At 71.3% G+C, this 22063-nt stretch carries 23 protein-coding genes and 1 pseudogene; 11 read left to right on the forward strand and 13 right to left on the reverse strand.

Features of this window, described 5'->3' with window-relative positions:
• Positions 1 to 2 precede the first annotated feature (2 nt).
• From ACZ7L9_RS16855 to ACZ7L9_RS16865, 3 genes and pseudogenes are all read right to left on the reverse strand, one after another.
• The gene (locus ACZ7L9_RS16855) at positions 3 to 146 is read right to left on the reverse strand and encodes a hypothetical protein (protein ID WP_471415998.1); all 144 of its coding nucleotides are present in this window, start codon (positions 144 to 146) and stop codon (positions 3 to 5) included.
• Positions 147 to 250: 104 nt separating this feature from the next.
• Positions 251 to 502 (reverse strand): annotated as a pseudogene (locus ACZ7L9_RS16860) (MFS transporter); the annotation flags it as partial.
• A gap of 384 nt (positions 503 to 886) precedes the next feature.
• Positions 887 to 1750 (reverse strand): alpha/beta hydrolase, encoded by an 864-nt coding sequence (locus ACZ7L9_RS16865; protein WP_471415915.1) that lies wholly within the window; start codon positions 1748 to 1750, stop codon positions 887 to 889.
• On the opposite strand from ACZ7L9_RS16865, the gene ACZ7L9_RS16870 reads away from it, so the two are divergent.
• Both ACZ7L9_RS16870 and ACZ7L9_RS16875 read left to right on the forward strand, forming a co-directional pair.
• Positions 1749 to 1967, forward strand: coding sequence for a hypothetical protein (locus tag ACZ7L9_RS16870; protein WP_471415916.1), 219 nt, complete (start codon positions 1749 to 1751; stop codon positions 1965 to 1967). The two genes, ACZ7L9_RS16865 and ACZ7L9_RS16870, sit on opposite strands and share 2 nt — an antisense overlap.
• A 68-nt stretch (positions 1968 to 2035) precedes the next feature.
• Positions 2036 to 2506 carry a hypothetical protein gene (locus tag ACZ7L9_RS16875; protein WP_471415917.1) on the forward strand — a complete coding sequence of 157 codons (471 nt, stop codon included), beginning with the start codon at positions 2036 to 2038 and terminating at the stop codon, positions 2504 to 2506.
• Between the two features lie 62 nt (positions 2507 to 2568).
• Here the strand turns inward: ACZ7L9_RS16875 and msrB are convergent, their stop codons facing one another.
• The 4 genes from msrB to ACZ7L9_RS16895 form a co-directional block, all read right to left on the reverse strand.
• Positions 2569 to 2976, reverse strand: coding sequence for a peptide-methionine (R)-S-oxide reductase MsrB (gene msrB, locus ACZ7L9_RS16880; RefSeq protein ID WP_093899298.1), 408 nt, complete (start codon positions 2974 to 2976; stop codon positions 2569 to 2571).
• Between the two features lie 9 nt (positions 2977 to 2985).
• Positions 2986 to 4380, reverse strand: a complete 1395-nt coding sequence (gene murC / locus ACZ7L9_RS16885) for a UDP-N-acetylmuramate--L-alanine ligase (protein ID WP_471415918.1) — start codon at positions 4378 to 4380, stop codon at positions 2986 to 2988.
• A gap of 41 nt (positions 4381 to 4421) precedes the next feature.
• Entirely contained in the window at positions 4422 to 4874 is a 453-nt protein-coding gene (locus ACZ7L9_RS16890; protein WP_389987176.1) for an indole-3-glycerol phosphate synthase, read from the reverse strand.
• A 149-nt stretch (positions 4875 to 5023) separates the two neighbouring features.
• Entirely contained in the window at positions 5024 to 5788 is a 765-nt protein-coding gene (locus ACZ7L9_RS16895; protein WP_471415919.1) for a pyrimidine reductase family protein, read from the reverse strand.
• Between the two features lie 237 nt (positions 5789 to 6025).
• Between ACZ7L9_RS16895 and zapE the strand changes: the two genes are divergently transcribed.
• From zapE to ACZ7L9_RS16915, 4 genes are all read left to right on the forward strand, one after another.
• On the forward strand, positions 6026 to 7165 hold the full coding sequence (gene zapE, locus ACZ7L9_RS16900; RefSeq protein ID WP_471415995.1) for a cell division protein ZapE: 1140 nt from the start codon (positions 6026 to 6028) through the stop codon (positions 7163 to 7165).
• Positions 7166 to 7248: 83 nt separating this feature from the next.
• On the forward strand, positions 7249 to 7674 hold the full coding sequence (locus ACZ7L9_RS16905; RefSeq protein WP_471415920.1) for an OsmC family protein: 426 nt from the start codon (positions 7249 to 7251) through the stop codon (positions 7672 to 7674).
• A gap of 136 nt (positions 7675 to 7810) precedes the next feature.
• A complete protein-coding gene (locus tag ACZ7L9_RS16910) occupies positions 7811 to 9190 on the forward strand; it encodes an alkaline phosphatase PhoX (RefSeq protein ID WP_471415921.1) in 1380 nt (459 codons plus the stop codon).
• Between the two features lie 199 nt (positions 9191 to 9389).
• Positions 9390 to 10217: a polysaccharide deacetylase family protein gene (locus ACZ7L9_RS16915; RefSeq protein WP_471415996.1), complete on the forward strand. Its 828-nt coding sequence runs from the start codon at positions 9390 to 9392 to the stop codon at positions 10215 to 10217.
• Between the two features lie 45 nt (positions 10218 to 10262).
• On the opposite strand, the gene ACZ7L9_RS16920 is transcribed toward ACZ7L9_RS16915, so the two are convergent.
• Genes ACZ7L9_RS16920 through ACZ7L9_RS16930 form a run of 3 tightly spaced genes read right to left on the reverse strand, consistent with a single transcriptional unit; the run spans position 10263 to position 12528 of the window.
• Positions 10263 to 10931, reverse strand: a complete 669-nt coding sequence (locus ACZ7L9_RS16920; RefSeq protein ID WP_471415922.1) for an ABC transporter — start codon at positions 10929 to 10931, stop codon at positions 10263 to 10265.
• Positions 10928 to 11806 (reverse strand): ATP-binding cassette domain-containing protein, encoded by an 879-nt coding sequence (locus ACZ7L9_RS16925; RefSeq protein ID WP_471415997.1) that lies wholly within the window; start codon positions 11804 to 11806, stop codon positions 10928 to 10930. The genes ACZ7L9_RS16920 and ACZ7L9_RS16925 overlap by 4 nt, the downstream gene beginning before the upstream one ends.
• Positions 11807 to 11850: 44 nt before the next feature.
• On the reverse strand, positions 11851 to 12528 hold the full coding sequence (locus tag ACZ7L9_RS16930) for an AIM24 family protein (RefSeq protein ID WP_471415923.1): 678 nt from the start codon (positions 12526 to 12528) through the stop codon (positions 11851 to 11853).
• A gap of 72 nt (positions 12529 to 12600) precedes the next feature.
• On the opposite strand from ACZ7L9_RS16930, the gene ACZ7L9_RS16935 reads away from it, so the two are divergent.
• A complete protein-coding gene (locus ACZ7L9_RS16935) occupies positions 12601 to 13359 on the forward strand; it encodes a peptidyl-tRNA hydrolase (protein ID WP_471415924.1) in 759 nt (252 codons plus the stop codon).
• Positions 13360 to 13520: 161 nt separating this feature from the next.
• A complete protein-coding gene (locus ACZ7L9_RS16940; RefSeq protein ID WP_471415925.1) occupies positions 13521 to 14867 on the forward strand; it encodes an MbnB/TglH/ChrH family RiPP precursor modification enzyme in 1347 nt (448 codons plus the stop codon).
• A 325-nt stretch (positions 14868 to 15192) separates the two neighbouring features.
• Here the strand turns inward: ACZ7L9_RS16940 and hemQ are convergent, their stop codons facing one another.
• On the reverse strand, positions 15193 to 15921 hold the full coding sequence (gene hemQ / locus ACZ7L9_RS16945) for a hydrogen peroxide-dependent heme synthase (protein ID WP_471415926.1): 729 nt from the start codon (positions 15919 to 15921) through the stop codon (positions 15193 to 15195).
• A 4-nt stretch (positions 15922 to 15925) separates the two neighbouring features.
• A complete protein-coding gene (gene hemG / locus ACZ7L9_RS16950; protein ID WP_471415927.1) occupies positions 15926 to 17413 on the reverse strand; it encodes a protoporphyrinogen oxidase in 1488 nt (495 codons plus the stop codon).
• Positions 17414 to 17540: 127 nt separating this feature from the next.
• Here hemG and ACZ7L9_RS16955 point away from each other — a divergent pair, with 127 nt between their 5' ends.
• Positions 17541 to 18521 carry a DUF4349 domain-containing protein gene (locus ACZ7L9_RS16955; RefSeq protein ID WP_471415928.1) on the forward strand — a complete coding sequence of 327 codons (981 nt, stop codon included), beginning with the start codon at positions 17541 to 17543 and terminating at the stop codon, positions 18519 to 18521.
• Between the two features lie 37 nt (positions 18522 to 18558).
• A complete protein-coding gene (locus ACZ7L9_RS16960; RefSeq protein ID WP_471415929.1) occupies positions 18559 to 19947 on the forward strand; it encodes an FAD-dependent oxidoreductase in 1389 nt (462 codons plus the stop codon).
• A 37-nt stretch (positions 19948 to 19984) separates the two neighbouring features.
• Here ACZ7L9_RS16960 and hemE read toward each other — a convergent pair whose 3' ends face one another.
• Positions 19985 to 21058: a uroporphyrinogen decarboxylase gene (gene hemE / locus ACZ7L9_RS16965; protein WP_471415930.1), complete on the reverse strand. Its 1074-nt coding sequence runs from the start codon at positions 21056 to 21058 to the stop codon at positions 19985 to 19987.
• A 91-nt stretch (positions 21059 to 21149) separates the two neighbouring features.
• Here hemE and ACZ7L9_RS16970 point away from each other — a divergent pair, with 91 nt between their 5' ends.
• Entirely contained in the window at positions 21150 to 21809 is a 660-nt protein-coding gene (locus ACZ7L9_RS16970) for a DUF3000 domain-containing protein (RefSeq protein ID WP_471415931.1), read from the forward strand.
• Positions 21810 to 22063 lie beyond the last annotated feature (254 nt).

The raw sequence follows: 22063 nt of genomic DNA on the forward strand, positions 1-22063 counted from the left end.
GCTCAGCACAGGTGAGAGGTCCTGCCGCGGTCATCGCGGCTGTGCTGATCGACGTCCGGCTTACAGCCCGACAGCAGCCGCTCGCCGAGCAGCACCGCGCGGGCCCCGACGGTCAGCAGCCCGCCCACGAGGAAGGTGCCCTGCACGTCGACGAGCGGCAGGACCAGTCCCCCGAGTGCGGCGCCTGCCGCGATACCGGCGTTGTAGGCACCGGAGTTGGCCGCGAGCGCAATGTCCGTGCGACCCGGTGCAGTCCCGTGAGCACATGACGTCGAGGTATGGCCCGCGTGACATGGGCCAGTGGCAGGGACGCCACGGCGACCGTCACGCCATAACCGGTGACCAGGTAGCCGACCGCCGGCACTGACACCCGCAGGCCCTCGGAGATGAGTTCCAGGAGGCCGATCGGCAGGTTCTCCGCGGTGTTGAAGGTGAAGGCGGACAGCATCAGGGCCACGAGCACCGCCGGCCTGTGCCACAGAGCCGGTCGTGTCGTGACCATACGGCCTCTTCTCGTCCTCGCCCGTCAAAGCGGCTCGTCAGCCTGGCAGAGTTGGACCAAGCGCCGCTGCACCAGCACCGCCTCGCAGTGGCTCTTCCCCGACCGTCGGCCCGGACAGCCGATGAATCCGGTCAGCCTCCAAGTCCACCTGCGTGAGATCGGCGTCCCGCCGCAGCGCTGCAGGACATCCGCGATCCGTCAACTCGTCCTCCAGGCCCCGGCCCCCATCATCGCGAAGGCCCTCGCACCTCAACATGCGAGCCCACCATTCCCAAGGCCGTTGCCGGGCCCGGGGCGGTGGTGGTCACCCCGCTCACGCCCGGAGGGTGAACGGCGCCCCCGTTGCCGAGACGACCGGCGGCGGGGACGCCGAAACGTGTGGAGCTAGCCCAGGCCGGCCAAGAGGTCCGCGAAGAGTTGCGGCCGACTGAAGTAGCCTACGTGTGACGTGGCCAGGGTGTGCACCTCGAACGGATTGTCCGGGGTCAGCTCGTCCGCTTTCCGGATCATGTAGTCCTGGACGGCCGGGGTGATGCTGCGGTCCTCGGACAGGCGGACGTAGGTGTGCGGGACGCGACCCCACCCATCGGCCTGGACCAAGGCCCCCGGCTCCAGCACCGAATAGTTCTCGTCCGGGTCCATCGAGTCCAGCAACACTCGGAACTGGTCGTCGGTGGCGTCGGCCATAATGGCGGTTTTCAGTTGGGCGAACAGGGCCGGATCGGCGTGGGCGCTGCGCCAGTTCAGCCGGGTCACAGCGGGGTCACGCACGTCCGGCACGGTGATCCGCGCCGCCGCCGCGTCCAGCAGATTGTCATCCACCACGTCCCACGGCTCGGTGAGCATGGCCGGGGCGCTGAGGCACAGCGCGGAGAGGTAGACGACGCGCTCGAGCAGGTCCTGCACGGCGTTGGCAACGGCGCTGACCGTCAGGCCACCGAAGCTGTTGCCGACCAGGACGACCGGCCCGTGTTCGGCGAGCCGGCGCACGGCGTCCACCACGTGCTCCACGTTGTCCCGCAACGTGACACCACGCATCGGGGAGGGAGCGGCGGCCAGCGCCACAATGTCCTGGGGCTGCCGGTAGTAGGCGGCGGGGCTGTCGGCGCGGGCACCGTGGCCGGGTAGATCGACTGCGTATGAACGGTGTCCGAGAAGGGCCAGTTCGTTCTGCAACGGGCCCCAGGCCCGGGAGTTGCTGGAACCGCCGTGCACGAAAACGAAAGTGGGGCGCGAGTTTGCGCGCATGTTGAAGATCCTCGTCATCCGGAGGCGAACGGTGGACGTGGACCCCGATGCCGACGCGGCCGACACCACGGGTCAGAACGTCGACCGCGTGCGCGTGGCCTGCCAGTTGTGGATGACGGAACTCATGCCGGTGATCGTAGCAGCGCGTCAGCCGACGGGCCCTGTGGGGGAGCCGGAGAAGAAGAACGCCCGGACGTGTCGGAGCCCCTCAAAGTGACCGGTACCGTGTGACATATCGATCTCGTGTGCTCCCGGCGGGCTGCGTGACACCCCCAGGAGGAACAGATGACGACGAACCGTGGACGCAAGGACGTCATCCGGGACCGGATGGCCGCGACCGGCGAGTCGTACAACGTCGCCGCCCGCAATCTGAAGGCGATGAAGGACATGGGCGCCACGCGTGAGGCCGTCCTCACCCAGCGCTGGCATCCCGCCGAATCGCTCGACGTGCCGTGCCCCTGCGGCGGTACGTGCGAACCCGGCGAGCGATGCGATCGCTGTCACGCGCAGCACCGGCACGTGGCGCGCTACCCCGGGAGCGTCACGGACGTGGAGACCTGGGCGGACCGCTACGACTGCATGGGCTGCGCGTCCTCGTACATCCTGACCGTGGTCCTGCCCGGCCGGCCGTGGGGCGTCGCCGAGACGGTCGTCCGGGGCGGGTCCGCGGAGCCGGTCGTACGGGCCCGGGTCTTCCCGGGCGTCGCCCACCCGCTGCTGCGGCCGGAGAACCCCGAGGGCGAGGGCGAGGGCTGACGCCCGGCGTCAGCCCTCGCTCGGGTCGTCGCCGTCAGGTCGTAGCCGTCAGGTCGTAGCCGTCAGCCCTCATCGGGCGTCAGCCGCAGCGAGATCGAGTTGATGCAGTACCGCTGGTCCGTCGGGGTCGGGTAGCCCTCGCCCTCGAAGACATGGCCGAGGTGCGATCCGCAGCGGGCGCAGCGGACCTCGGTGCGGACCATGCCGTGGCTGCGGTCCTGGATCAGTTCGACCGCGTCCGTGTCCTTCGGGTCGTAGAAGGACGGCCAGCCGCAGTGCGACTCGAATTTGGTGTCGGAGCGGAACAGCTCCGCGCCGCAGGCGCGGCAGGAGTAGACGCCCGTGGTCTTGGTGTCGGTGTATTCGCCGACGAAGGCGGGCTCCGTGCCGGCCTGGCGCAGGACCGCGTACTCGGCGGGGGTCAGCTCGGCCCGCCACTGCTCGTCCGGCTTCTCGATGTCGTACGACACGTCGCTCCCTCAGCTCGACAGATGGTCCAGGATCTGCGGGCCGAGGTCCGTGACGTCGCCCGCGCCCATGGTGAGAACGAGGTCGCCGGGCTTCGCCATTCCCGCGATGGTCCCCGGGACCGCCGCCTTGTCGTGGACGGCGGTGACGTCGGCGCCCGCGGCCCTGGCGGCGTCGATGATCAGGGCGCTGGTGATGCCGGGGATCGGGTCCTCGCGGGCCGGGTAGATGTCCAGGACCACGGAGGCGTCGGCCAGTGCGAGGGCCTGGCCCATCTCGGTGCCGAGCTCCTGGGTGCGGGAGAAGAGGTGGGGCTGGAAGACGACCAGGAGACGGGCGTCGGACGCGGCGCCGCGCATCGCTTCGAGGTCCGCGGTCATCTCGGTGGGGTGGTGCGCGTACGAGTCGATGACCTGGACGCCCGCCGCCTCGCCCTTGAGCTGGAGGCGGCGCTTGACCCCGGTGTACTTGCCGAGGGCCGAGGCGAGGTTGTGGGCCGGGATGCCGAGGGCGACACCGGCGGCGAGGGCGGCGACCGCGTTGTGGGCGTAGTGGCGGCCGGGTACGGAGACGGTGAAGGTGAGGTACTTCCCGTTCAGGATGACCGTGACCTCGCTGGTCAGGCCGCGCGGGGTGACCTTGTGGACGCGTACGTCGGCGGTCTCGGACTCGCCGTAGGTGACGACCTTCACCGAGGAGAGCGCGCGCACCCGCTCGGTCAGCTCGACCGCGCCGGGCTGGTCGGCGGCGATCACCAGCGTGCCGCCGGGGACGATCTTGCCGGCGAACGTCTCGAAGGATTCGTAGATCTCGTCCATCGAGGCGTAGTTCGCGTGGTGGTCCAGCTCGACGTTGAGAACGATCGCGACCTCGGGGTCGTACTTCTGGAAGCTGCGGTCGCTCTCGTCCGCCTCGGCGACGAAGATCGCACCCTCGCCGTGCGCGGCGTTGGTGCCGGGGCCCGCGAGGTCGCCGCCGATGGCGTACGAGGGGTCGAGGTTCAGCTCGGACAGGGCGACGGCCAGCATCGACGTGGTGGTCGTCTTGCCGTGCGTACCGGCCACCGCGATCGCGCGCGCGCCCTCCATCAGGGAGGCCAGCGCGTCGGAGCGGTGGACGACGGGGATCGACAGCTCGGCGGCGCGCACCAGCTCCGGGTTGTCGGGGCGGATGGCGCTGGAGACGACCACGCACGAGGCGTCGTCCGCCAGATGCGCGGCGGCGTGTCCGATGTGGACGGTCGCACCCAGCGCCCGCAGCGCTTCGGCCGTACCCGACTCCTTGGCGTCACTGCCCGCGACCTTCGCACCGCGCTGGGTGAGGATCTTCGCGATGCCCGACATTCCGGCGCCGCCGATGCCGATGAAGTGCGGTCGTTCCATGGCGGCAGGAATACCGGGTGCCATGCGTGTGTCTCCCCAGAAGTCGAAACGAGTACCCGCCCAGCCTATTCGCTGTGCGCGAAGAGCTTGAGCACCGGGACGCCGACCTTGTGCCGGGCCCTCGACGCCCAGTCCCGGTGGAAGAACTCCTCCACGTAGTGCGGCGCGGTCAGCACGATGACCTCGTCCGCCTTCGCGTCGTCGACCACGGTCTTCAGCTTGTCCAGCGGGTGCTCCTCGATCACCTGCCCGACCGCTTCGGAACCTGCCTGCCGCAGCGCTTCGAGCGACACTTCGAGCGCCAGTTCGGCGGATTGCCGGGCATCCTTGCCCTCGGGTTCCTCGGCCTCGCGGGCGGCTTCCTTCAGTTCGCCCATCGCCAGGTCGTCGATGGCCCGCAACAGCACATCGGCCTGGTCACCGCGAGGCTGCATGAGCACGACGAAGGAGGTCTGCTCCTCCCCGTGCAGGGTGGTGACGAACTCGACGTCCTCGGAAGTGAGGGCCTTCTCGATCATCAAAACGCTGGTGAACACCACGGGCGCCCTTCTGCTTCAGTGACCGTCACCGGCCTCTGCTGAAACCATCCTTCCCCGTGTTCGCACGGGGTCTGCGAGAGTAATTGTGCCCACCGGAAGCTAACCGGAACGGTAGATTCCGCCGATTGTCAGATCCGACGGTATCGGGTGAAGAGGAACCCGGCCTCTTCCAGCAGCGATGCCAGGGCGAATCGTTCCGGAACGGCCACCGAGGGCCCCCCGGCGATCCGCTGCGCGTCGCCGGCGGTCAGCATCGGCGAGAGGGTCAGACAGAGCTCGTCCAGCACCCCGGCCGCCACGAACTGGCCCAGCATCCTGGGTCCGCCCTCGGTCAGCAGCCGCTTGAACCCGCGTTCTGCCAGCTCCCGTACGGTCCTGGCGGGGTCCACCCGGGAGCCCTCCCCCGCGATCACCACCTCGGCGCCCGCCTGCCGCGCCGCCACGATCCGGTCGGGGGGTGCTCCGGCGCCGGTCAGCACCAGGGTCGGGACGAGCGGCGAGACGAAGAGCGGCAACGCGAAGTCCAGGTCCAGGCTGCCGCTCACCACGGCGATCGCCGGCGCGGGCCCCTGCCCGGCCGCGGCCCGGCGGGCGGCGAAGGCCTCGCGCGCCCTGGCGGGCCGGTAGCCCTCCAGCCGTACCGTCTCCGCCCCCACCACGACCGCGTCGGCCAGCCCGCGCAGGGTGCCGAAGATCCGCATGTCGCTCGCGCAGGAGATCGGCTGCGAGCGGCCGTCGTGCTGGGCGGCGCCGTCGAGCGTCGAAACCATGTTGGCGCGCAGCCAGGGGCCGTCCTGCTCGGGGTACGCGTAGGCCTCGGCCAGATCGTCCAGGCTCCACTCCCCCTCGTCGTCAGCCGGTGTCAGGTCGGTCACAGGGAAGAGGCGTCGCATGTTCTGCAGTCTGGCACGGCGCTCCCAGACCGACCGGCACATGGGGGGTGGGAGAAGGAGCGGGGCTGGGTGCGTGCAGTTGCAAGGCGGAGGAGGGAGGCGATGGGGTCTCCCCTGCTCGAACGCAGCTGAGAGCTTGGGGAAGGAGCGTTGTTGACTGACGACAACGCGGCAGATGTGCGTGCCCAGCCCCGCGACGCCATCCCTCATGTGCCGGTCGGTCTAAGGTTGATGGTTGTGTCGTCCTCCACCGCCGTGCCTGGGCAGAGCCCCATAGCCGAAACGGCCCCGCTGTCCCTGTGCGCCCTCGAGCCGCACGTCCCCGCCGACCGGCTGGTCGCCGAGATGGTGCCGCCGCCGCGCTTCGACTCCGTGCGCTTCGATACGTATGTCCCGGACCCCCACCAGTCGAGCCAGATCGAGGCGGTCAAGGTCCTGAGCGGCTTCGCGACCGGGCTCGGCGGGGCGCACGCCACCGGATCCGGCAAGAACAGAAGAGCGCGAAGCGCATCCTCACAGGGGTGGTGGCGGGCGACGGGTGGGCGGTTCAGCAAGAAGGCCGCGGCGCCCTCGGCCCCTCTCGGGGTCTACCTCGACGGCGGCTACGGCGTCGGCAAGACGCACCTGCTGGCCTCTCTCTGGCACGCCACGCCCGCCGCGCCCTCGCTGAAGGCATTCGGCACCTTCGTCGAGCTGACGAACCTGGTCGGTGCGCTGGGATTCCAGCAGACCGTGCGGACGCTGAGCGGGCACCGGCTGCTGTGCATCGACGAGTTCGAGCTGGACGACCCGGGCGACACGGTCCTGGTGTCGTCGCTGCTCAGCAGGCTCGTCGAGGCGGGGGTCGCACTCGCCGCAACCTCGAACACGCTGCCCGGCAAGCTGGGCGAGGGCCGGTTCGCCGCCGCCGACTTCCTGCGGGAGATCCAGGGGCTGTCCGCGCACTTCCGTCCGCTGCGGATCGACGGCGAGGACTACCGCCACCGCGGGCTGCCCGAGGCCCCCGCGCCGTACTCCGACGAGCAGGTCACCAAGGCCGCGTACGCCACCGAGGGCGCGAGCCTGGACGACTTCCCCTCGCTCCTCGACCACCTCGCCCGGGTCCATCCGAGCCGCTACGGCGCGCTGACGGACGGTCTGCGGGCGGTCTGTCTCACCGACGTCCAGCCGGTGCCGGACCAGTCGACCGCGCTGCGGCTCGTCGTCCTCGCCGACCGGCTGTACGACCGGGAGATGCCGGTGCTCGCCTCCGGGGTGCCGTTCGACAGGCTGTTCAGCGACGAGATGCTGAACGGCGGGTACCGGAAGAAGTACTTCCGGGCGATCTCCCGGCTGACGGCGCTGGCGCGCGACGCGAAGGGCCTGGTGGCGCAGTAGGTTCGGGGGCGTACCACCCGAGGTGCCCCCGGGCGCCTCGTTCGTCCCGTATCAACCGCGCACACCGTTCGAAGGGATTCACCATGGCTACCACGCGCCAGGCGCACACGGTCTGGGAAGGCAACCTGATCGAGGGCAAGGGGGTCGTCACCTTCGACTCCTCCGGCATCGGCGACTACGAGGTCTCCTGGCCGTCGCGCGCGGAGCAGGCGAACGGCAGGACGAGTCCCGAGGAGCTCATCGCGGGGGCCCACTCCAGCTGCTTCTCGATGGCGCTGTCCAACGGCCTGGCCACCGCCGGTACCCCGCCGACCCGGCTGAACACCAAGGCCGAGGTCACCTTCCAGCCCGGTACCGGCATCACCGGTATTCACCTCACCGTCCAGGGCGAGGTGCCGGGTCTCGACGAGTCGGGATTCGTCAAGGCCGCCGAGGACGCCAAGGCGAACTGCCCGGTCAGCCAGGCGCTCACGGGCACGACGATCACGCTCACCGCGTCCCTGGTCTGACTCCACGGGGCTCTCACGGGCCCCTGCCGGCCCGTGACGCGCATGAGGCTCAGTGACCCGCGTGGTTCCCGCGCGACGACGCGCGTGGTACACACATGCGGGTCACTTCTCCTGTCCGCCAGCAGGGAGTTGCCTCATGTCATCAGCACTGTCACGAAAACGCGCAACACGACGCCAGGTCCTGGCCGGCAGCGGCGCGGCCGTTGCCTCGATCGCCTTCGCCGGGGCGTTCTCCGAACTCTTCGCGGGTACCGCCGCCGCCTGGGGACACAGCGGCTACGGCCCGCTGGTGCCCGACCCCGACGGTCTGCTCGACCTCCCGAAGGGCTTCCGCTACCGGGTCCTGTCCCGGGAGGGCGACCCGCTCCGCTCCGGCGAGGGCCAGGTCCCCAGCAACCATGACGGCATGGCCGCCTTCGCGGGCCGGCACGGTCACGTCCGCCTCGTGCGCAACCACGAGAACCGCGTCACCGCCAAGATCCCGGTTCCGGTCGTCGAGGGCCTCACCTACGACCCCATGGGCAAGGGCGGATGTACGGCTCTGGAGCTGGACGGCCGCAACAACGTCCTCGGCGAACGCGTCGCCATCGCCGGTACGGCGGTGAACTGCGCGGGCGGCCGCACCCCTTGGAACACGTGGCTGACCTGCGAGGAGACCGAGGACAGGGCCGGTACCAACGGCTACACCAAGGACCACGGCTTCATCTTCGAAGTGGACGGCGCCGATCCGCACCGCACCGGAGCCGTGCCGCTCACCGCGATGGGCCGCTTCCAGCACGAGGCGATCGCGATCGATCCGAAGAACGGGATCGTGTACGAGACGGAGGACGCCTTCGACAAGCCGTTCGGGCTCTTCTACCGCTTCCTGCCGAACAAGCCGCTCGGCGGAACGGGCTCGCTGCGGGCCGGCGGTCATCTGGAGGCCATGCGGGTGCCGGGCGTCCCCGACCTCTCCGTGGTCCAGGAGACGGGCGCGAGCTTCGAGGGCATCGAGTGGGTCCCCGTACCGGATCCGCTGGCCACCGGGACCCCGATCCGGTTCCAGGACTTCGGCCCGAAGGGCATCACCCACGCGCAGAAGCTTGAGGGCTGCTACTGGGGCGGGTCGTCGGTCTACTTCGTCTCCAGCTTCGCGCACAGCTCGCAGGGTTCGGCGGCCGACCACTACGGCCAGGTGTGGCGGTACGAGCCGAAGCGGCGCCGCCTCACGCTGGTGATCGTCTTCGGCCCCGGTACGGACGTCCAACTGCCCGGCGAGTCCCCCGACAACATCTGCCTGGCCTCCGACGGGGGGCTGATGGTGTGCGAGGACGGGGACGGCGCGCAGCATGTGTTCGGCCTGACGCGGAGCGGCGAGGTGTACGCGATGGCGCGGGGCCGGCAGAACATCGGGACGCCCGAGGAGCCGGCGTGGGGCGAGTTCGCCGGGGTCACGTTCGCTCCGGACGGCGGGACGATGTTCGTCAACTGCTATACGCCGGGGACGACGTTCGCGGTGACGGGTCCGTGGCGCTGAGGCACTGACGGACTCGATGCACCGAGGGTGCTGGGCCGGTCGGGGGTAGCGGTATGTTTATCTACCTCCGGCCGGAGCGCCGCCGCCCATCACGACATGGCTGATCGGCTACCTTCCACAAGTGACCACCTCTGTAAGAAGACTTACGGTAACTGCGGCGTTGAGTGCCGTACTGGGCACTGTTCTGACCGGTTGTGGCATGCACAACGCCGCGACAGGGCACGACAAGCCGGACGCAGGCGCTCACGCGACCGAGCACTCATCAGCACCGGCTTCACCCCCGCCGTCCGTGAAGACGGCTCCCCCGTCGTCGAAGCCGCCCGTCATGCCTCCTGGGCAGGCCGGGCGGACGCCCGTGTTCGAGCGGGGTCCGAAGACCACCACCGACAAGGTCGTCGCCCTCACGTTCGACGCCGACATGACGGCCGACGAGGGACCGCGCGCGGCGGCGGGCGAGCACTTCGACAATCCCGAACTGATCGCGCTGCTGCGCCGGTTGAAGGTCCCCGCGACGGTGTTCATGACGGGACGGTGGGCCGAGGAGTACCCGGCGCAGGCCCGGTCCATGGGTGCCGACCCGCTCTTCGAGATCGCCAACCACTCGTACAGCCACTACGCCTTCACATCCCCCTGCTACGGACTGCCGACCGTGGCGAAGGGCCGGATGCGCGCCGAGGTGGAGCGTGCCTTCGCCGCGTTCCGGAAGGCCGGCGTGCGCCACGTGGTGCCGTACTTCCGCTTCCCGGGCGGCTGCTACGACGATGCGGCGCTGCGCGCACTCGCGCCCGAGCGGGTGACGGCGGTGCAGTGGGACGTGGTCAGCGGCGACGCGTTCGCCACGGATGCGGACGCGGTGGCGCGGCAGGTGCTGGACAGGGTGAAGCCGGGCTCGTTGGTCGTCATGCACTGCACCCGCAGCGCGGCGCCCGTCACGGACGAGGCTGTACGCAAGGTGGTCCCGGAGCTGCGCAGCCGCGGGTACCGCTTCGTGAAGGTCTCCGATCTCATGCGCACCCGACCGTCCTGAGGGCCGGGGAAGGCTTGCGATATCGCGGCGGGGCCCCGGGCCTGCTCAGCCGCGCAGCGAGGTGAGTCTGCAGGCGAGCACGGCCACCACCGCGGCAAGGACGGCGGCTGCGAGGAGCGACAGGACCGGCAGGTGCACCGTGCCGGTCTGCGAACCGGTGACCAGACCCGTCACGGCGTCGTTGGCCGGCGAGCCGGTGGTCACCAGGGCCAGGAGAGCGGCGAGCACGGTGGTCGCGACGGACCAGCCGCGCCGGTGCAGCAGCGGCCGGGTGCACAGTGCGCCGGCCGCAGCGCCCACCAGCACGCAGCAGGCCGCGGCGAGGAGTCCGGCGAGCCCGGCGGGCAGCAGGTGCACCCGTACGGTGTTGTCGGTGCTGGCCGGCGTGCTGATCAGCAGCACGATCGGGGTGGCGACCGCACCCAGGAGCCCGGCGTACCCGAGCGCGACGAGCAGCGACGCCAGGTGGACGCGCGGCGATCCCGCCACCGCGGCGGCGACGCTGCGGGCGGCGGGCGGCTCCTGGTTGACGCAGAGCCGTACGAGCCAGGCGGTGACGGGCAGGAGCCCGGCGGCGGTGTATCCGAGCGAGTCGAGGACGGGCTGCCCCGACTGCACGCCGATGCCGAGGAAGGCCGCGTACAGCAGTACCGGGGCGAGCCAGCGCTGGGAGCGGAACAGCAGCGCGGCCTGATAGCGGAGCAGGGCGGTCATGGCGCCTCGGGAGTCGAGCGGGTACGGGGGGTCGGCGCAACGGCCGTGGGGGCGGACCCCGGAACGGCACCCTGGTCCGGGGCGGCAGTGCCCGGGACGGTCGTCAGGTGCCGGATGTGCCAGGGCGGGCGCGCGGTGAGCAGGGCGCGCAGAGTTGCGTCGGAGTGCTCGGCCGCGACGGTGAGCCGTACGCTCCCGTCGGCCGCGGGCGTGCGCTCGGGCGTGCCCGGCAGTCCGGTGGGGAGGGCCGCGCCCGGTGGGCCCGCCGCCTCGATCCGTACCCGCGGCCCCGTCCCGGCGGTCCCCGGCACGGGGGCGGCGAACAGGCCGTGCCCTTCCACTCGGAACGCGGCGTCGGCCGCCCCGGCGAGCCGGCGCGGGTCGTGGTCGACGAAGACGACGGAGGAGCCCGCCGCGACCCGCTCGGCCACGGCCCGGTCCAGCTCGTCGCGGGCCGCGGTGTCCAGGCCGGTCCATGCCTCGTCCAGGACCAGCAGCTCCGGTTCGGCCAGGAACGCCTGGGCGACGGCGACCTTCTGGCTGGTGCCTTTGGAGAGTTCCGCAAGCGGCGTACGGGCGTGTTCGGCGGCCCCGAAGCGGGCGAGCCACGACTGCGCCCGGTCCGCCGCCTCGGAGGTCCGCAGGCCGTGGATCCGGCCGAGGTGGACGAGATACCCGGCGGCGGTGAACGGCAGCGCGGCCGGGAAGCGCTCGGGAACGTAGGCCGTACGGGGCCTGCGGCCGGTGATCCGGCCCTCCGTCGGGGTGTCGATCCCGGCGAGCAGCCTCAACAGCGTCGACTTGCCAGTGCCGTTGGCGCCCTCGATCCGGATCAGGGTGTGCCGGGGCAGGTCGAGGTCGACCCCGCGCAGCACCCAGGGTCCGCCGAGGCCGTAGCGGCGGCCCACCCCGCGCAGGTTCAGTTGGCCGACGCCTTCTCGGGCTTGAGCTCGCTGGGCCGTACGATCACGAATCCTTCCCCGTCCAGCCGCAGTTGGACGGCCTCTCCGGAGCCGCCGCGGATCATCGAGCCGAAGCTCTGCGAGCGGTGCAGCGAGGTGTTCAGGTTGGCGCTCCAGCCGACCACCGCGTCGGTGTCGACGCATACCGGCTGATGGGGCGTGACGGGTATCACAATGGGGTGGCCCTCACACATCAGGCCGAGCTTGCCGTACCCGGTGAAAACGCTGTTGAAGAGTCCGCCGCCGGTCATCCCGGCGCCCTTCACGGTCTTGATCTCGTAGGAGAGCGTGGGGTCGAAACAGAGCACGTTGCGGCCGTTGATGGTGAGGACGTCGCCCTGCTCCATGTCCACGATGAAGCAGTTGGCGGCCTCGTGCGCGAACCAGGCCTCGCCCTGGCCGCGGACCGCCATCAGCGCCAGCCCCTCGCCGGTGACGGCGCGCTTCAGCAGGCCGCCGAGGCCCTGGCTCTTGTGCTCGAACTGCAGATCACCACGGAAGGCGATCATCGAACCCTGCCTGGCGTGCATCTCGCCGTTGACGGCGTATTTGATGGACTTGGCGTTCTGCAGGCTCATCCCGGGGGCTGTTGCCTGCTGCGCCATGTGCTCGCTGGAAAAGAGATCACTCTTCATGCGGTGCATCCTCACCCGGAGCGATTCATTCCGCCAAGAAGGGTTTCCCGGGCGGCTGGCAGACTGGGACGGGTGAGCGAAAACGACACCTCCGTATCCTCGTCCGGACATCCGACGACGACCTACGCCCCCGCGGCGGACAGCCCGTTCAGGTCCGGGCGCACGAACCGCGACGAGGCGCCGCAGTACGTGCTGCCGCTGGTCGTGCACATCGAGAAGGCGGCTCCCCCGGCCCGTACCGACGCGCTGCGGACCGCCGCCCGCGCGGTGCTCGTGATGCTCTCCGACGAGCGCTCGGCCGGCGAGGGCGAGTGGGCCCGGGCGATGCGGGACTGGCAGGACGCCCGGATCCGCAAGGTGGTACGGCGGGCGCGCGGCGCGGAGTGGCGCAAGGCGTGCGCGCTGCCCGGCATCACGGTCACGGGCGAGAGCGCCGAAGTGCGGGTCTTCCCGCCGGTGCCGCTGGACGGCTGGCCGAAGGAGCTGGCGAAGCTCCAGGTCTCGGGGACGGATCTGGACGACCCCGAGCCGCCGGCCGCGCCCGGCCTCGCGGGCCCGGTGCTGTGGCTGAACCCGGAGCTGGACATGTCGGCGGGCAAGGCGATGGCGCAGGCCGGGCACGGTGCGCAGCTCGCCTGGTGGGAGCTCTCGGACACGGAGCGCAAGGCGTGGCGCGAGGCGGGCTTCCCGCTCTCCGTCGCCACTCCGGAGGCGCGCCGCTGGCGGGAACTCACGGTGAGCGGGCTTCCGGTGGTGCGTGACGCCGGGTTCACCGAGATCGCACCGGGGTCCTGCACGGTGGTCGCGGACCATCCCGCGCTGCGCGTCTGAGCTCCTCCGAGTCATGAGCGGGCCGGCCGGCGGCGGCGCTCCGGATTCCCCGTACCGGGAACCTCAAATCAACCTCTGAACGTCCCCGTCCTCGGGTTGACCACCGCTCGCCGGGGCCATGAGCCCTGCACGGAACGGACCGGTGCGGAGGAGGGGGCGGCATGAAGCTGGGGATCGGTATCGGCTGGCGGCCGGAGATCGCGGACGCCGTCGAGGCGCTGCCGGGGATCGACTGGGTGGAGGCGGTCGCGGAGAACCTCTGCGTCGGCCATCTGCCCGATTCGCTGGTGCGGCTCAGGGAGCGCGGTGTCACCGTCGTGCCGCACGGTGTCTCACTCGGCCTCGGTGGGGCCGAGCGCCCCGACGCGGGACGGCTCGCGGATCTCGCGGCCCGCGCCGAGCTGCTGGCCGCCCCGCTGGTCACCGAGCACATCGCGTTCGTACGGGCCGGGGGGCCGCGCACCGCTTCGCCGGGGCTGGAAGCGGGCCATCTGCTGCCCGTGCCCCGCACGTGGGACGTGCTGGACGTGCTGTGCGAGAACGTACGGATCGCGCAGGACTCGCTGCCGGTGCCGCTCGCGCTGGAGAACATCGCGGCGCTGATCTCCTGGCCCGACGAGGAGCTGACCGAGGGGCAGTTCCTCGCGGAGCTGGTCGCACGCACGGGGGTCCGGCTGCTGATCGATGTCGCCAATCTGCACACCAACCACGTCAACCGCGGCGAGGATCCGGCCACCGCGCTCGACGAGCTGCCGGTGGAGGCCATCGCGTACGTGCATGTGGCGGGTGGCGTCGAGAAGGACGGTGTCTGGCACGACACCCACGCCCACCCGGTCACCGAGCCCGTGCTCGACGTACTCGCCGAACTCCGTTCCCGGGTAGACCCGCCCGGCGTCCTCCTGGAACGGGACGACGACTTCCCGCCGGCCGAGGAACTGGCGGGCGAACTGACCACGATCCGCGCCACGCTGGACCGGGCGGCCGCTCTGGGCGCGGGCGCGCGGGCGCTGGCCGCACAGCCCGTCCCGGGCGCCGGCTCGTCCGCACCCGACGCGAAGCCCGCCCCGCGCCGCCGTCCCGCCTCGAACCCCTCCTCCCCCGGCTCCGTGCGCGACCGGGTCGCCGTAGCCCAGACGGCGCTGCTCTCCGCCCTCGTCGCGGGCGCCCCCGCGCCGCACGGCTTCGACCACCGTCGGCTCGGGATCCAGAGCCGCGCCCTGGCGGCCAAGCGGGCCGGGGTCGTCGCCAAGGTGGCGCCGGAGCTGCCGGAGATCCTCGGTGCCGGCTACCGGGACGCCTTCCTCGCGTACGCCAGGAACCATCCCATGTCCGCCAGATACCGGCGCGACGCGCTGGACTTCGCCGAGGGGCTGCTGATCGCCGGCCGACCCGCCGACGTCGCGGCACGGCGCCGGCTGACCCACTGGTGGCAGGACCGGGCGGCCGCCCGGCCGCCGCGCCGCTCCACCCGGCTGGTACGAGCGGCCGCGGCCCTGATCGGAAGATGACCGGACGCTGCACGGCATGAACACCGTCGCGGTGCTGGTGGACCACGACTTCCTGGCGGCGATCGCCGTACCAGGGTGCGCGCTGTGACCGACCCGGCGCTGCGGGCCGCGCTCAAGCTCAAGGGCAGGCCCGGCGGCGCCGGCCGGTAGAACTCCCCGTCCGCATGTCCTGGGGGAATAAGTCCCGAAAAAACGCCGGTGCGGCGCGCGGAAGGCGCGCCGCACCGGGGGCCGAACCCGGTGTCGCTGGAACGACGGGCAGCGCGAGAACGCGCCGGGTGCCCGCTGTCTGATCTTCCGGGTTGGGGTGGTCGGAGCCCGCTCGCTACGCGAGCCCGGCCACCAGGTCTGCGACCGACTTCCTGCGTCCCGTGAAGAACGGAACCTCCTCGCGGACGTGCATCCGCGCCTCGGAGGCCCGCAGGTGACGCATCAGGTCGACGATGCGGTACAACTCGTCGGCCTCGAAGGCGAGGACCCACTCGTAGTCGCCGAGCGAGAAGGAGGCGACGGTGTTGGCCCGGACGTCCGGGTAGCCGCGGGCCATCTTGCCGTGGTCCGCGAGCATGCGGCGACGGTCCTCGTCCGGCAGCAGGTACCAGTCGTAGGAGCGCACGAAGGGGTAGACGCTGATGTAGTTGCGCGGCGTCTCGTCGGCCAGGAACGCCGGGATGTGCGACTTGTTGAACTCGGCGGGGCGGTGCAGCGCCATGTTCGACCAGACGGGCTCCAGTGCCAGGCCCAGCTTCGTGCGCCGGAAGAGGTTGTACGCCTCCTGCAGCTCGTCCGCGGTCTCGGCGTGCCACCAGATCATGATGTCGGCGTCGGCACGCAGACCGGAGAGGTCGTAGGTGCCACGGACGGTGATGTCCTTCGCCGCGAGCTGGTCGAACAGCTCCTGGACCTCGTCGGCGTAACCGGCACGGTCCGCGGGCAGGACATCGCGCAGCTTGAAGACGGACCACAGTGTGTAGCGGATGACCTCATTGAGGTCCTTGGCCTTCTTACCCGCGTTGGGGCCCTTGCTTGATTTCACAGTCTCAGGCGCACTCATACGGCTATTGTCCCGCCTCGCTCCCTGTGCCCTGAACCAGGGTCGACGTGGCGATGATCTCTTCCCCGGCCCCGTCCGCGAGGTCGCGGGCGATCTCGTCCGCGGCCCGGTGGGCGCTCGCGACGCACGCCGGGATGCCGACGCCGTCGTAGACCGCTCCGCAGACCCGCAGCCCGGGCAGCTTGGCGACCTCGTCTCGGATCCGGGCGACCCGGGCAAGGTGTCCCACCGGGTACTGGGGCAGTCCGCCGATCCACCGGGTGACCTCGGTGTCCACGGGCCTGGCGGCCAGTCCGGTCGCCGCTGCGAGGTCGCGCAGCGATACGTCGACCAGCTCGGTGTCCTCGCGATGCAGGTGGTCCTCCTCGCCGTACCGGCCGACGGAGGTGCGCAGGACGAACAGGTCGGGGGCGGAGTCGGCGACCCAGTTCCACTTGTGGGTGGAGAAGGTGGAGGCCTTGATGGTGCGGCCGTCCACCGGTGGTACGAGGAAGCCGGAGCGCCCGTGGAGTGCGCCGGTCGCGGCCACGTCGGAGCGGCGGAACGCCATGGTGACGAGGGCCATCGACGCGTACTCGACACCGGCGAGCTCCACGGAGGCGGCCGGGGACTCGGCGGCGAGCAGGGTGGCGGCGGACCAGGCGGGGGCGGCCAGCACGATGCCGTCGGCGGTGATCACCCGGGCGTCCGTGCGGACGTCCCAGCCGTCGGTGGTACGGGTCAGACCCAGCACGGGGGTGGCGGTAACGATCTCCCCGCCCGCCGCGCGCACGGCGTCGGCGACCGCGTACGGAAGGGTGCCGATGCCACCGTCGATGCCCTGGAAGACCGGTCCGGTCTGCTGCCGGGCCGCGGCCCGCTCCTGGATGCGCCGGACGCCGTCGAGCAGCGAGCCGCCCTCGCGCACCACCTCGAAGAGCTGCGGTACGGCGGCGCGCATCGAGATCCGGTAGGCATCGCCCGCGTACACGCCGCCGAGCAGCGGTTCCACGAGCCGGTCGACGACCTCGCGGCCGAGCCGGTCGGCGACGTACGCGCCGACCGCGACATCGTCGCCGACGGCGGTCGGGGTGAGGTCGCGCTCCTGTGCGATGCGGGCGAGGCCCTGAGGGGAGAGCACTCCGCTGAGCGCCGCCGGGTCGCCCGGCACGCCCATCACATGGCCCTTGGGCATGGGACGCAGGGCGTCGCGCGTCCAGACCGACGCGGTGGCGGTGGCGGGCGGCTGGAGGCGGTCGCCGAGCCCGACGGCGCGTGCCAGGGCGACCGCTTCCGGGCGCCGGGCGAGCATCGACTCGGCGCCCAGGTCGACCCGGGTGCCCGCGATCTCACCGGTCATGAGCTTGCCGCCGAGCCGGTCGGTGGCCTCCAGGAGGGTCACCCGCAGCCCGGCCCCGAGGAGCCTGTGGGCGGCGGCGAGACCGGCGATGCCACCGCCGATGACGACGACATGGCCCGTGCCTGTGTTCGCGCGGTTGATTGATCGCTGCATGCCCCCACTCTCTCAAACCTCATCCGAGTCCCGAACGTGACCGCTTCGAAACCCGTATCGGGCAACCCGTTCCCCTGCCCCGTACGTCGAACCGGCACCATCAACCACCCGCACCTGAGGAGCAGTTATGCAGACCGACCGGCATTCCGGCCGTTCGTCCGCCCGTCGTTCGCGCACGGTCCTGGCCGCCGGAGTCGTGGCCGGCCTCCTCGCACTGAGCGGCTGCAGCGCCTCCGGCGCGAGCGACTCGAACTCGAAGAGCGACAGGGCGGTCGCGGCGGACGAGCGGAGCGCCGCGGACCCCGGGGCCGCGAAGGCGGCGCAGGGTCCGCAGGACGCGGGCGGCTCACCCGCGGAGCGGAAGAAGTCCGGCACGCTGCCGGCCGGCAGCCATGTCATCCGCACCGCCACGCTCTCCGTGGAGGTGAAGAGCGTGCCGAGAGCCGCCGCGGCCGCGCGCTCGGCCGCGGAGAGCGCGGGTGGCCTGGTGGCCGGAGAGGAAACCGAACGGGTCGACGACACACGCGAAATGTCACATATCGTGCTGCGCGTTCCGCAGGCCGAGTACGACGCGGTGCTGCGGGAGTTGGCGGGCGCCGGGAAACTGGTGTCGCGCACGTCGTCCGCGAAGGACGTCACCGACCAGGTGGTCGACGTGGAGAGCCGGATCGCCACCCAGCGGGCGAGTGTGGCGCGGGTGCGGAAGCTGATGGACCGGGCCGAGAAGCTCACCGACGTGGTCACGCTGGAAGGTGAACTGAGCAGCCGTCAGGCCTCGTTGGAGTCACTGCTCGCCCAGCAGGCGTCGCTGAAGGACCGCACCACGCTGGCCACGATCACCCTCGACCTCTCCGAGCCGGAGGCGACGGCGAAGGAGGGCGGTGACGACGGCCCCGGATTCCTGGACGCGCTGGGCGGCGGCTGGCACGCGTTCGTCACGGTGCTGCGGTGGCTCGCGATGGCGGTGGGCGCGGCGGCTCCGTTCCTGGCCGCGGTCGCCGTGCTCCTGCTGCTGGGGCGGCTGCTGCGGAGCCGACTGCGCGGACGCCGTACGCCGTCGCCGTCGCCCGAGCCGGCGAGGTCCTCGTCCACACCCCCGGCGTCGTAGCGTGGTCCCTTCGGACTCGGTGTCGAAGGGACCAGGCATGACGGCGGAGCGACTGGTGGTCATCGGTGGTGACGCGGCGGGCATGTCCGCCGCGTCCCAGGCCCGCAGGCTCAAGGGCCCCGACGAGCTGAGCATCGTCGCCTTCGAGCGCGGCCATTTCACCTCGTACTCCGCCTGCGGCATCCCGTACTGGGTCGGCGGCGACGTCGCGGAGCGCGACGACCTGGTCGCGCGTACGCCGAAGGAGCACCGGGCCCGCGACATCGAACTGCGGATGCGCACCGAGGTCACGGAGATCGATGTCGCCGGGCAGCGGGTGCGGGCCCTGGACCGGGAGACCGGTGACACGTACTGGGCGGACTTCGACAAGCTGGTGATCGCGACGGGTGCCCGGCCGGTGCGTCCGGCGCTGCCCGGCATGGACGCGCCCGGGGTGCACGGGGTGCAGACGCTGGACGACGGGCAGGCACTGCTGGAGTCGCTGGACCGGGTGGCGCCGGGGCGCAGGCGGGCGGTCGTCGTCGGCGCGGGCTACATCGGCGTCGAGATGGCGGAGGCGATGCTGAAGCACGGTTTCGAGGTGACCGTGCTCAACCGTGGCGAGCAGCCGATGGCGACGCTCGACCCCGACATGGGGCGGCTGGTCCATGACGCGATGGACGGCCTGGGCATCACCACGGTCAACCGGGCCGAGGTCACCGCCATCCGCACCGGCCCGGACGGCCGGGTCCGCGCGGTCGTCACGGGCGACACCTCCTACCCGGCGGACGTGGTGGTGCTCGGCATCGGCGTGGAACCGGAGACGACGCTGGCGCGGGCCGTCGGTCTTCCGCTGGGCCCGCACGGCGGGCTGCTCACCGATCTTTCGATGCGGGTCGTCGGGCACGACACCATCTGGGCGGGCGGCGACTGCGTCGAGGTCCTCGACCTGGTGGCGGGCCGCACCCGTCACATCGCGCTGGGCACCCATGCCAACAAGCACGGCCAGGTCATCGGGGCCAACGTGGCGGGCGGCTACGGGACGTTCCCGGGGGTGGTCGGCACGGCGGTGAGCAAGGTGTGCGATCTGGAGATCGCCCGCACCGGGCTGCGCGAGAAGGACGCCCGCGCGGTGGGCCTGCGGTTCGTCACGGCGACGATCGAGTCGACGGGCCGGGCGGGCTACTACCCGGGGGCGCAGCCCATGACGGTGAAGATGCTCGCGGAGTACCGCACGGGGCGGCTGCTCGGTGTGCAGATCGTGGGCCGGGAGGGGGCGGCCAAGCGCGTGGACATCGCGGCTGTGGCGCTCACGGCCGGGATGACCGTGGACCAGATGACCGCCCTGGACCTCGGCTACGCGCCGCCGTTCTCACCGGTCTGGGACCCGGTCCTGGTGGCGGCCCGCAAGACGGTGACGGCACTGCGGCGGGCGGGCACCGCCTGAGTGCGCGGTGCTCTGGTCCCCTCAGCGCTCGGTCCGCTCAGCGCTCGGTCCGCTCGTGCACGTACTCCACGAGCCGCGTCAGGGCGTCCGGGTCCATCGACGGCATCACGCCGTGGCCCAGGTTGAAGACGTGGCCCTCCAGGCCGGCGGCCGCGTCCAGCACCTCCTGGGCCTTCTCCTCCACCACAGTCGTCGGCGCGAACAGCACCGCGGGGTCGAGGTTGCCCTGGAGCGCCTTGCCGGGGCCGACCCGCCGCGCGGCCTCGTCCAGCGGAACCCGCCAGTCGACGCCGACGACATCCGCGCCCGCCTCGCCCATCAGTCCGAGGAGTTCGCCCGTGCCGACACCGAAGTGGATGCGCGGGACCCCGTACGGGGCGACGGCCTCGAAGACCTTCGCCGAGGCGGGCAGCACCGAACGCCGGTAGTCGGCGGGGGCCAGCGCGCCCACCCAGGAGTCGAAGAGCTGGACGGCCGAGGCGCCGGCCTCGATCTGGACCTTGAGGAAGGCGCCGGTGATCTCGGCGAGCCGGTCGAGCAGATCCGCCCAGAGCTGCGGGTCGCCGTACATCAGGGCCTTGGTGTGCTCGTGGTTGCGGGACGGGCCGCCCTCCACGAGGTAGCTCGCGAGCGTGAAGGGCGCGCCCGCGAAACCGATGAGCGGGGTGGAGCCCAGTTCGGCGGTGAGCAGACCGATGGCCTCGGCGACGTAGTGGACGTCCTCGGGCGTGAGGTCGCGCAGCCGGGCCAGATCGGCGCGGGTGCGGATCGGGTCGGCGATGACGGGGCCGACGCCGGGCTTGATGTCGAGGTCGATCCCGATGGCCTTGAGCGGGACGACGATGTCGCTGTAGTAGACCGCGGCGTCCACCTTGTGGCGCCGTACGGGCTGCATCGTGATCTCGGCGACCAGCTCCGGCATCGTGCAGGAGTCGAGCATCGGGATGCCTTCGCGGACCTTCAGGTACTCGGGCAGCGAACGCCCCGCCTGGCGCATGAACCAGACCGGCGTGTGCGGCACGGGCTCGCGGCGGCATGCCTTCAGGAACGCCGACTCATGGGTGGCGTAGGTCTTCGTCTGCTGGCCCATGGGGCGGTCGTTGGCACTCACACACAGAATCTTCGCACGAAGCCGCAAGCAGCCGGGCCCGCCCGGGTGTCCCTCCCTGCGCGAGGCTCCGGTTCCGCCTACTCTTCCCCGCATGGCTCCGGCTCAGGAACAGTTCTCCGATCAATCCGATGGCGCTGACAGCAAGGACAGCGCGGAGGGTGGTTCCGTCCCGCCCGCGTTCCGGTCGGCGGTGGACGCGTTGCAATCGGCGCGGCTGCGGCCCGAGCTGGAAGTGGAGTCGACCCCGCCGCCCAAGCGGCTCGCTCCGTACGCGTACGCCCTGGAAGCGGCGGTCGTCCAGCGCGAGGAGGATCTCGCCGACGGACGTCTGGTGCTGCTCCATGATCCGGCCGGGCACGAGTCCTGGCAGGGGACCTTCCGCCTGGTGACGCTGGTACGGGCCGAGCTGGAGCCGGAGATGGCTTCCGATCCACTGTTGCCGGAGGTGTGCTGGTCGTGGCTGACCGGTGCGCTGGATGCGCGCGGTCTGTCGTACGGGGAGGCGGGCGGCACGGTGACCCGGGCGGGCTCGCACTACTTCGGCGCACTGGCCACGCGACGCCCGGCGACGCAGATCGAGATGCGGGCGTCATGGACGCCGCGCGAGGGCCGTGGCGGGGTACCGGACACGGCGGCGCACTTGATGGCGTGGGGCGATCTGCTGTGCCAGATCGCCGGCCTGCCGCCGTCGGACCCCGCCGACGCGGCGGTGGTGACACTCCCTCAGCGGCGCGGACCCCAGGCCCCCTGAAACCCTTCACGCACCTCCTCCGCCACGAAGCCTTCCCCATGCCGGTAACACTGCGTCACAAACGTCGCAGTACTACCGGCATTTTTTTCGTACAATCGATCGCGCGTCCGATTTGCCCGAATTGTTACTCACTAAATCGTGATCTTCCCCTAAAGGAGGACGGGTCTGCTGCCGAAGAGGTCAATGACCCTTCAAGCACGGTTCGCCCCGGCTTCATCCCCGAGCCGGCCCGTCCCGCCACTTCCCAGGAGGCC

Source organism: Streptomyces sp. NPDC111516 (assembly GCF_055635345.1).

Bases quoted from the DNA above. Each gene is read 5' to 3' on its own strand.
- ACZ7L9_RS16865 (WP_471415915.1), bottom strand. From the start codon at position 1,750: ATGCGCGCAAACTCGCGCCCCACTTTCGTTTTCGTGCACGGCGGTTCC.
- ACZ7L9_RS16915 (WP_471415996.1), top strand. From the start codon at position 9,390: ATGCACAACGCCGCGACAGGGCACGACAAGCCGGACGCAGGCGCTCAC.
- ACZ7L9_RS16895 (WP_471415919.1), bottom strand. From the start codon at position 5,788: ATGCGACGCCTCTTCCCTGTGACCGACCTGACACCGGCTGACGACGAG.
- ACZ7L9_RS16890 (WP_389987176.1), bottom strand. From the start codon at position 4,874: ATGATCGAGAAGGCCCTCACTTCCGAGGACGTCGAGTTCGTCACCACC.
- ACZ7L9_RS16910 (WP_471415921.1), top strand. From the start codon at position 7,811: ATGTCATCAGCACTGTCACGAAAACGCGCAACACGACGCCAGGTCCTG.
- ACZ7L9_RS16920 (WP_471415922.1), bottom strand. From the start codon at position 10,931: ATGACCGCCCTGCTCCGCTATCAGGCCGCGCTGCTGTTCCGCTCCCAG.
- ACZ7L9_RS16960 (WP_471415929.1), top strand. From the start codon at position 18,559: ATGACGGCGGAGCGACTGGTGGTCATCGGTGGTGACGCGGCGGGCATG.
- ACZ7L9_RS16955 (WP_471415928.1), top strand. From the start codon at position 17,541: ATGCAGACCGACCGGCATTCCGGCCGTTCGTCCGCCCGTCGTTCGCGC.
- ACZ7L9_RS16940 (WP_471415925.1), top strand. From the start codon at position 13,521: ATGAAGCTGGGGATCGGTATCGGCTGGCGGCCGGAGATCGCGGACGCC.
- ACZ7L9_RS16870 (WP_471415916.1), top strand. From the start codon at position 1,749: ATGTTGAAGATCCTCGTCATCCGGAGGCGAACGGTGGACGTGGACCCC.
- hemQ (WP_471415926.1), bottom strand. From the start codon at position 15,921: ATGAGTGCGCCTGAGACTGTGAAATCAAGCAAGGGCCCCAACGCGGGT.
- ACZ7L9_RS16970 (WP_471415931.1), top strand. From the start codon at position 21,150: ATGGCTCCGGCTCAGGAACAGTTCTCCGATCAATCCGATGGCGCTGAC.
- ACZ7L9_RS16930 (WP_471415923.1), bottom strand. From the start codon at position 12,528: ATGAAGAGTGATCTCTTTTCCAGCGAGCACATGGCGCAGCAGGCAACA.
- ACZ7L9_RS16875 (WP_471415917.1), top strand. From the start codon at position 2,036: ATGACGACGAACCGTGGACGCAAGGACGTCATCCGGGACCGGATGGCC.
- hemG (WP_471415927.1), bottom strand. From the start codon at position 17,413: ATGCAGCGATCAATCAACCGCGCGAACACAGGCACGGGCCATGTCGTC.
- murC (WP_471415918.1), bottom strand. From the start codon at position 4,380: ATGGCACCCGGTATTCCTGCCGCCATGGAACGACCGCACTTCATCGGC.
- ACZ7L9_RS16905 (WP_471415920.1), top strand. From the start codon at position 7,249: ATGGCTACCACGCGCCAGGCGCACACGGTCTGGGAAGGCAACCTGATC.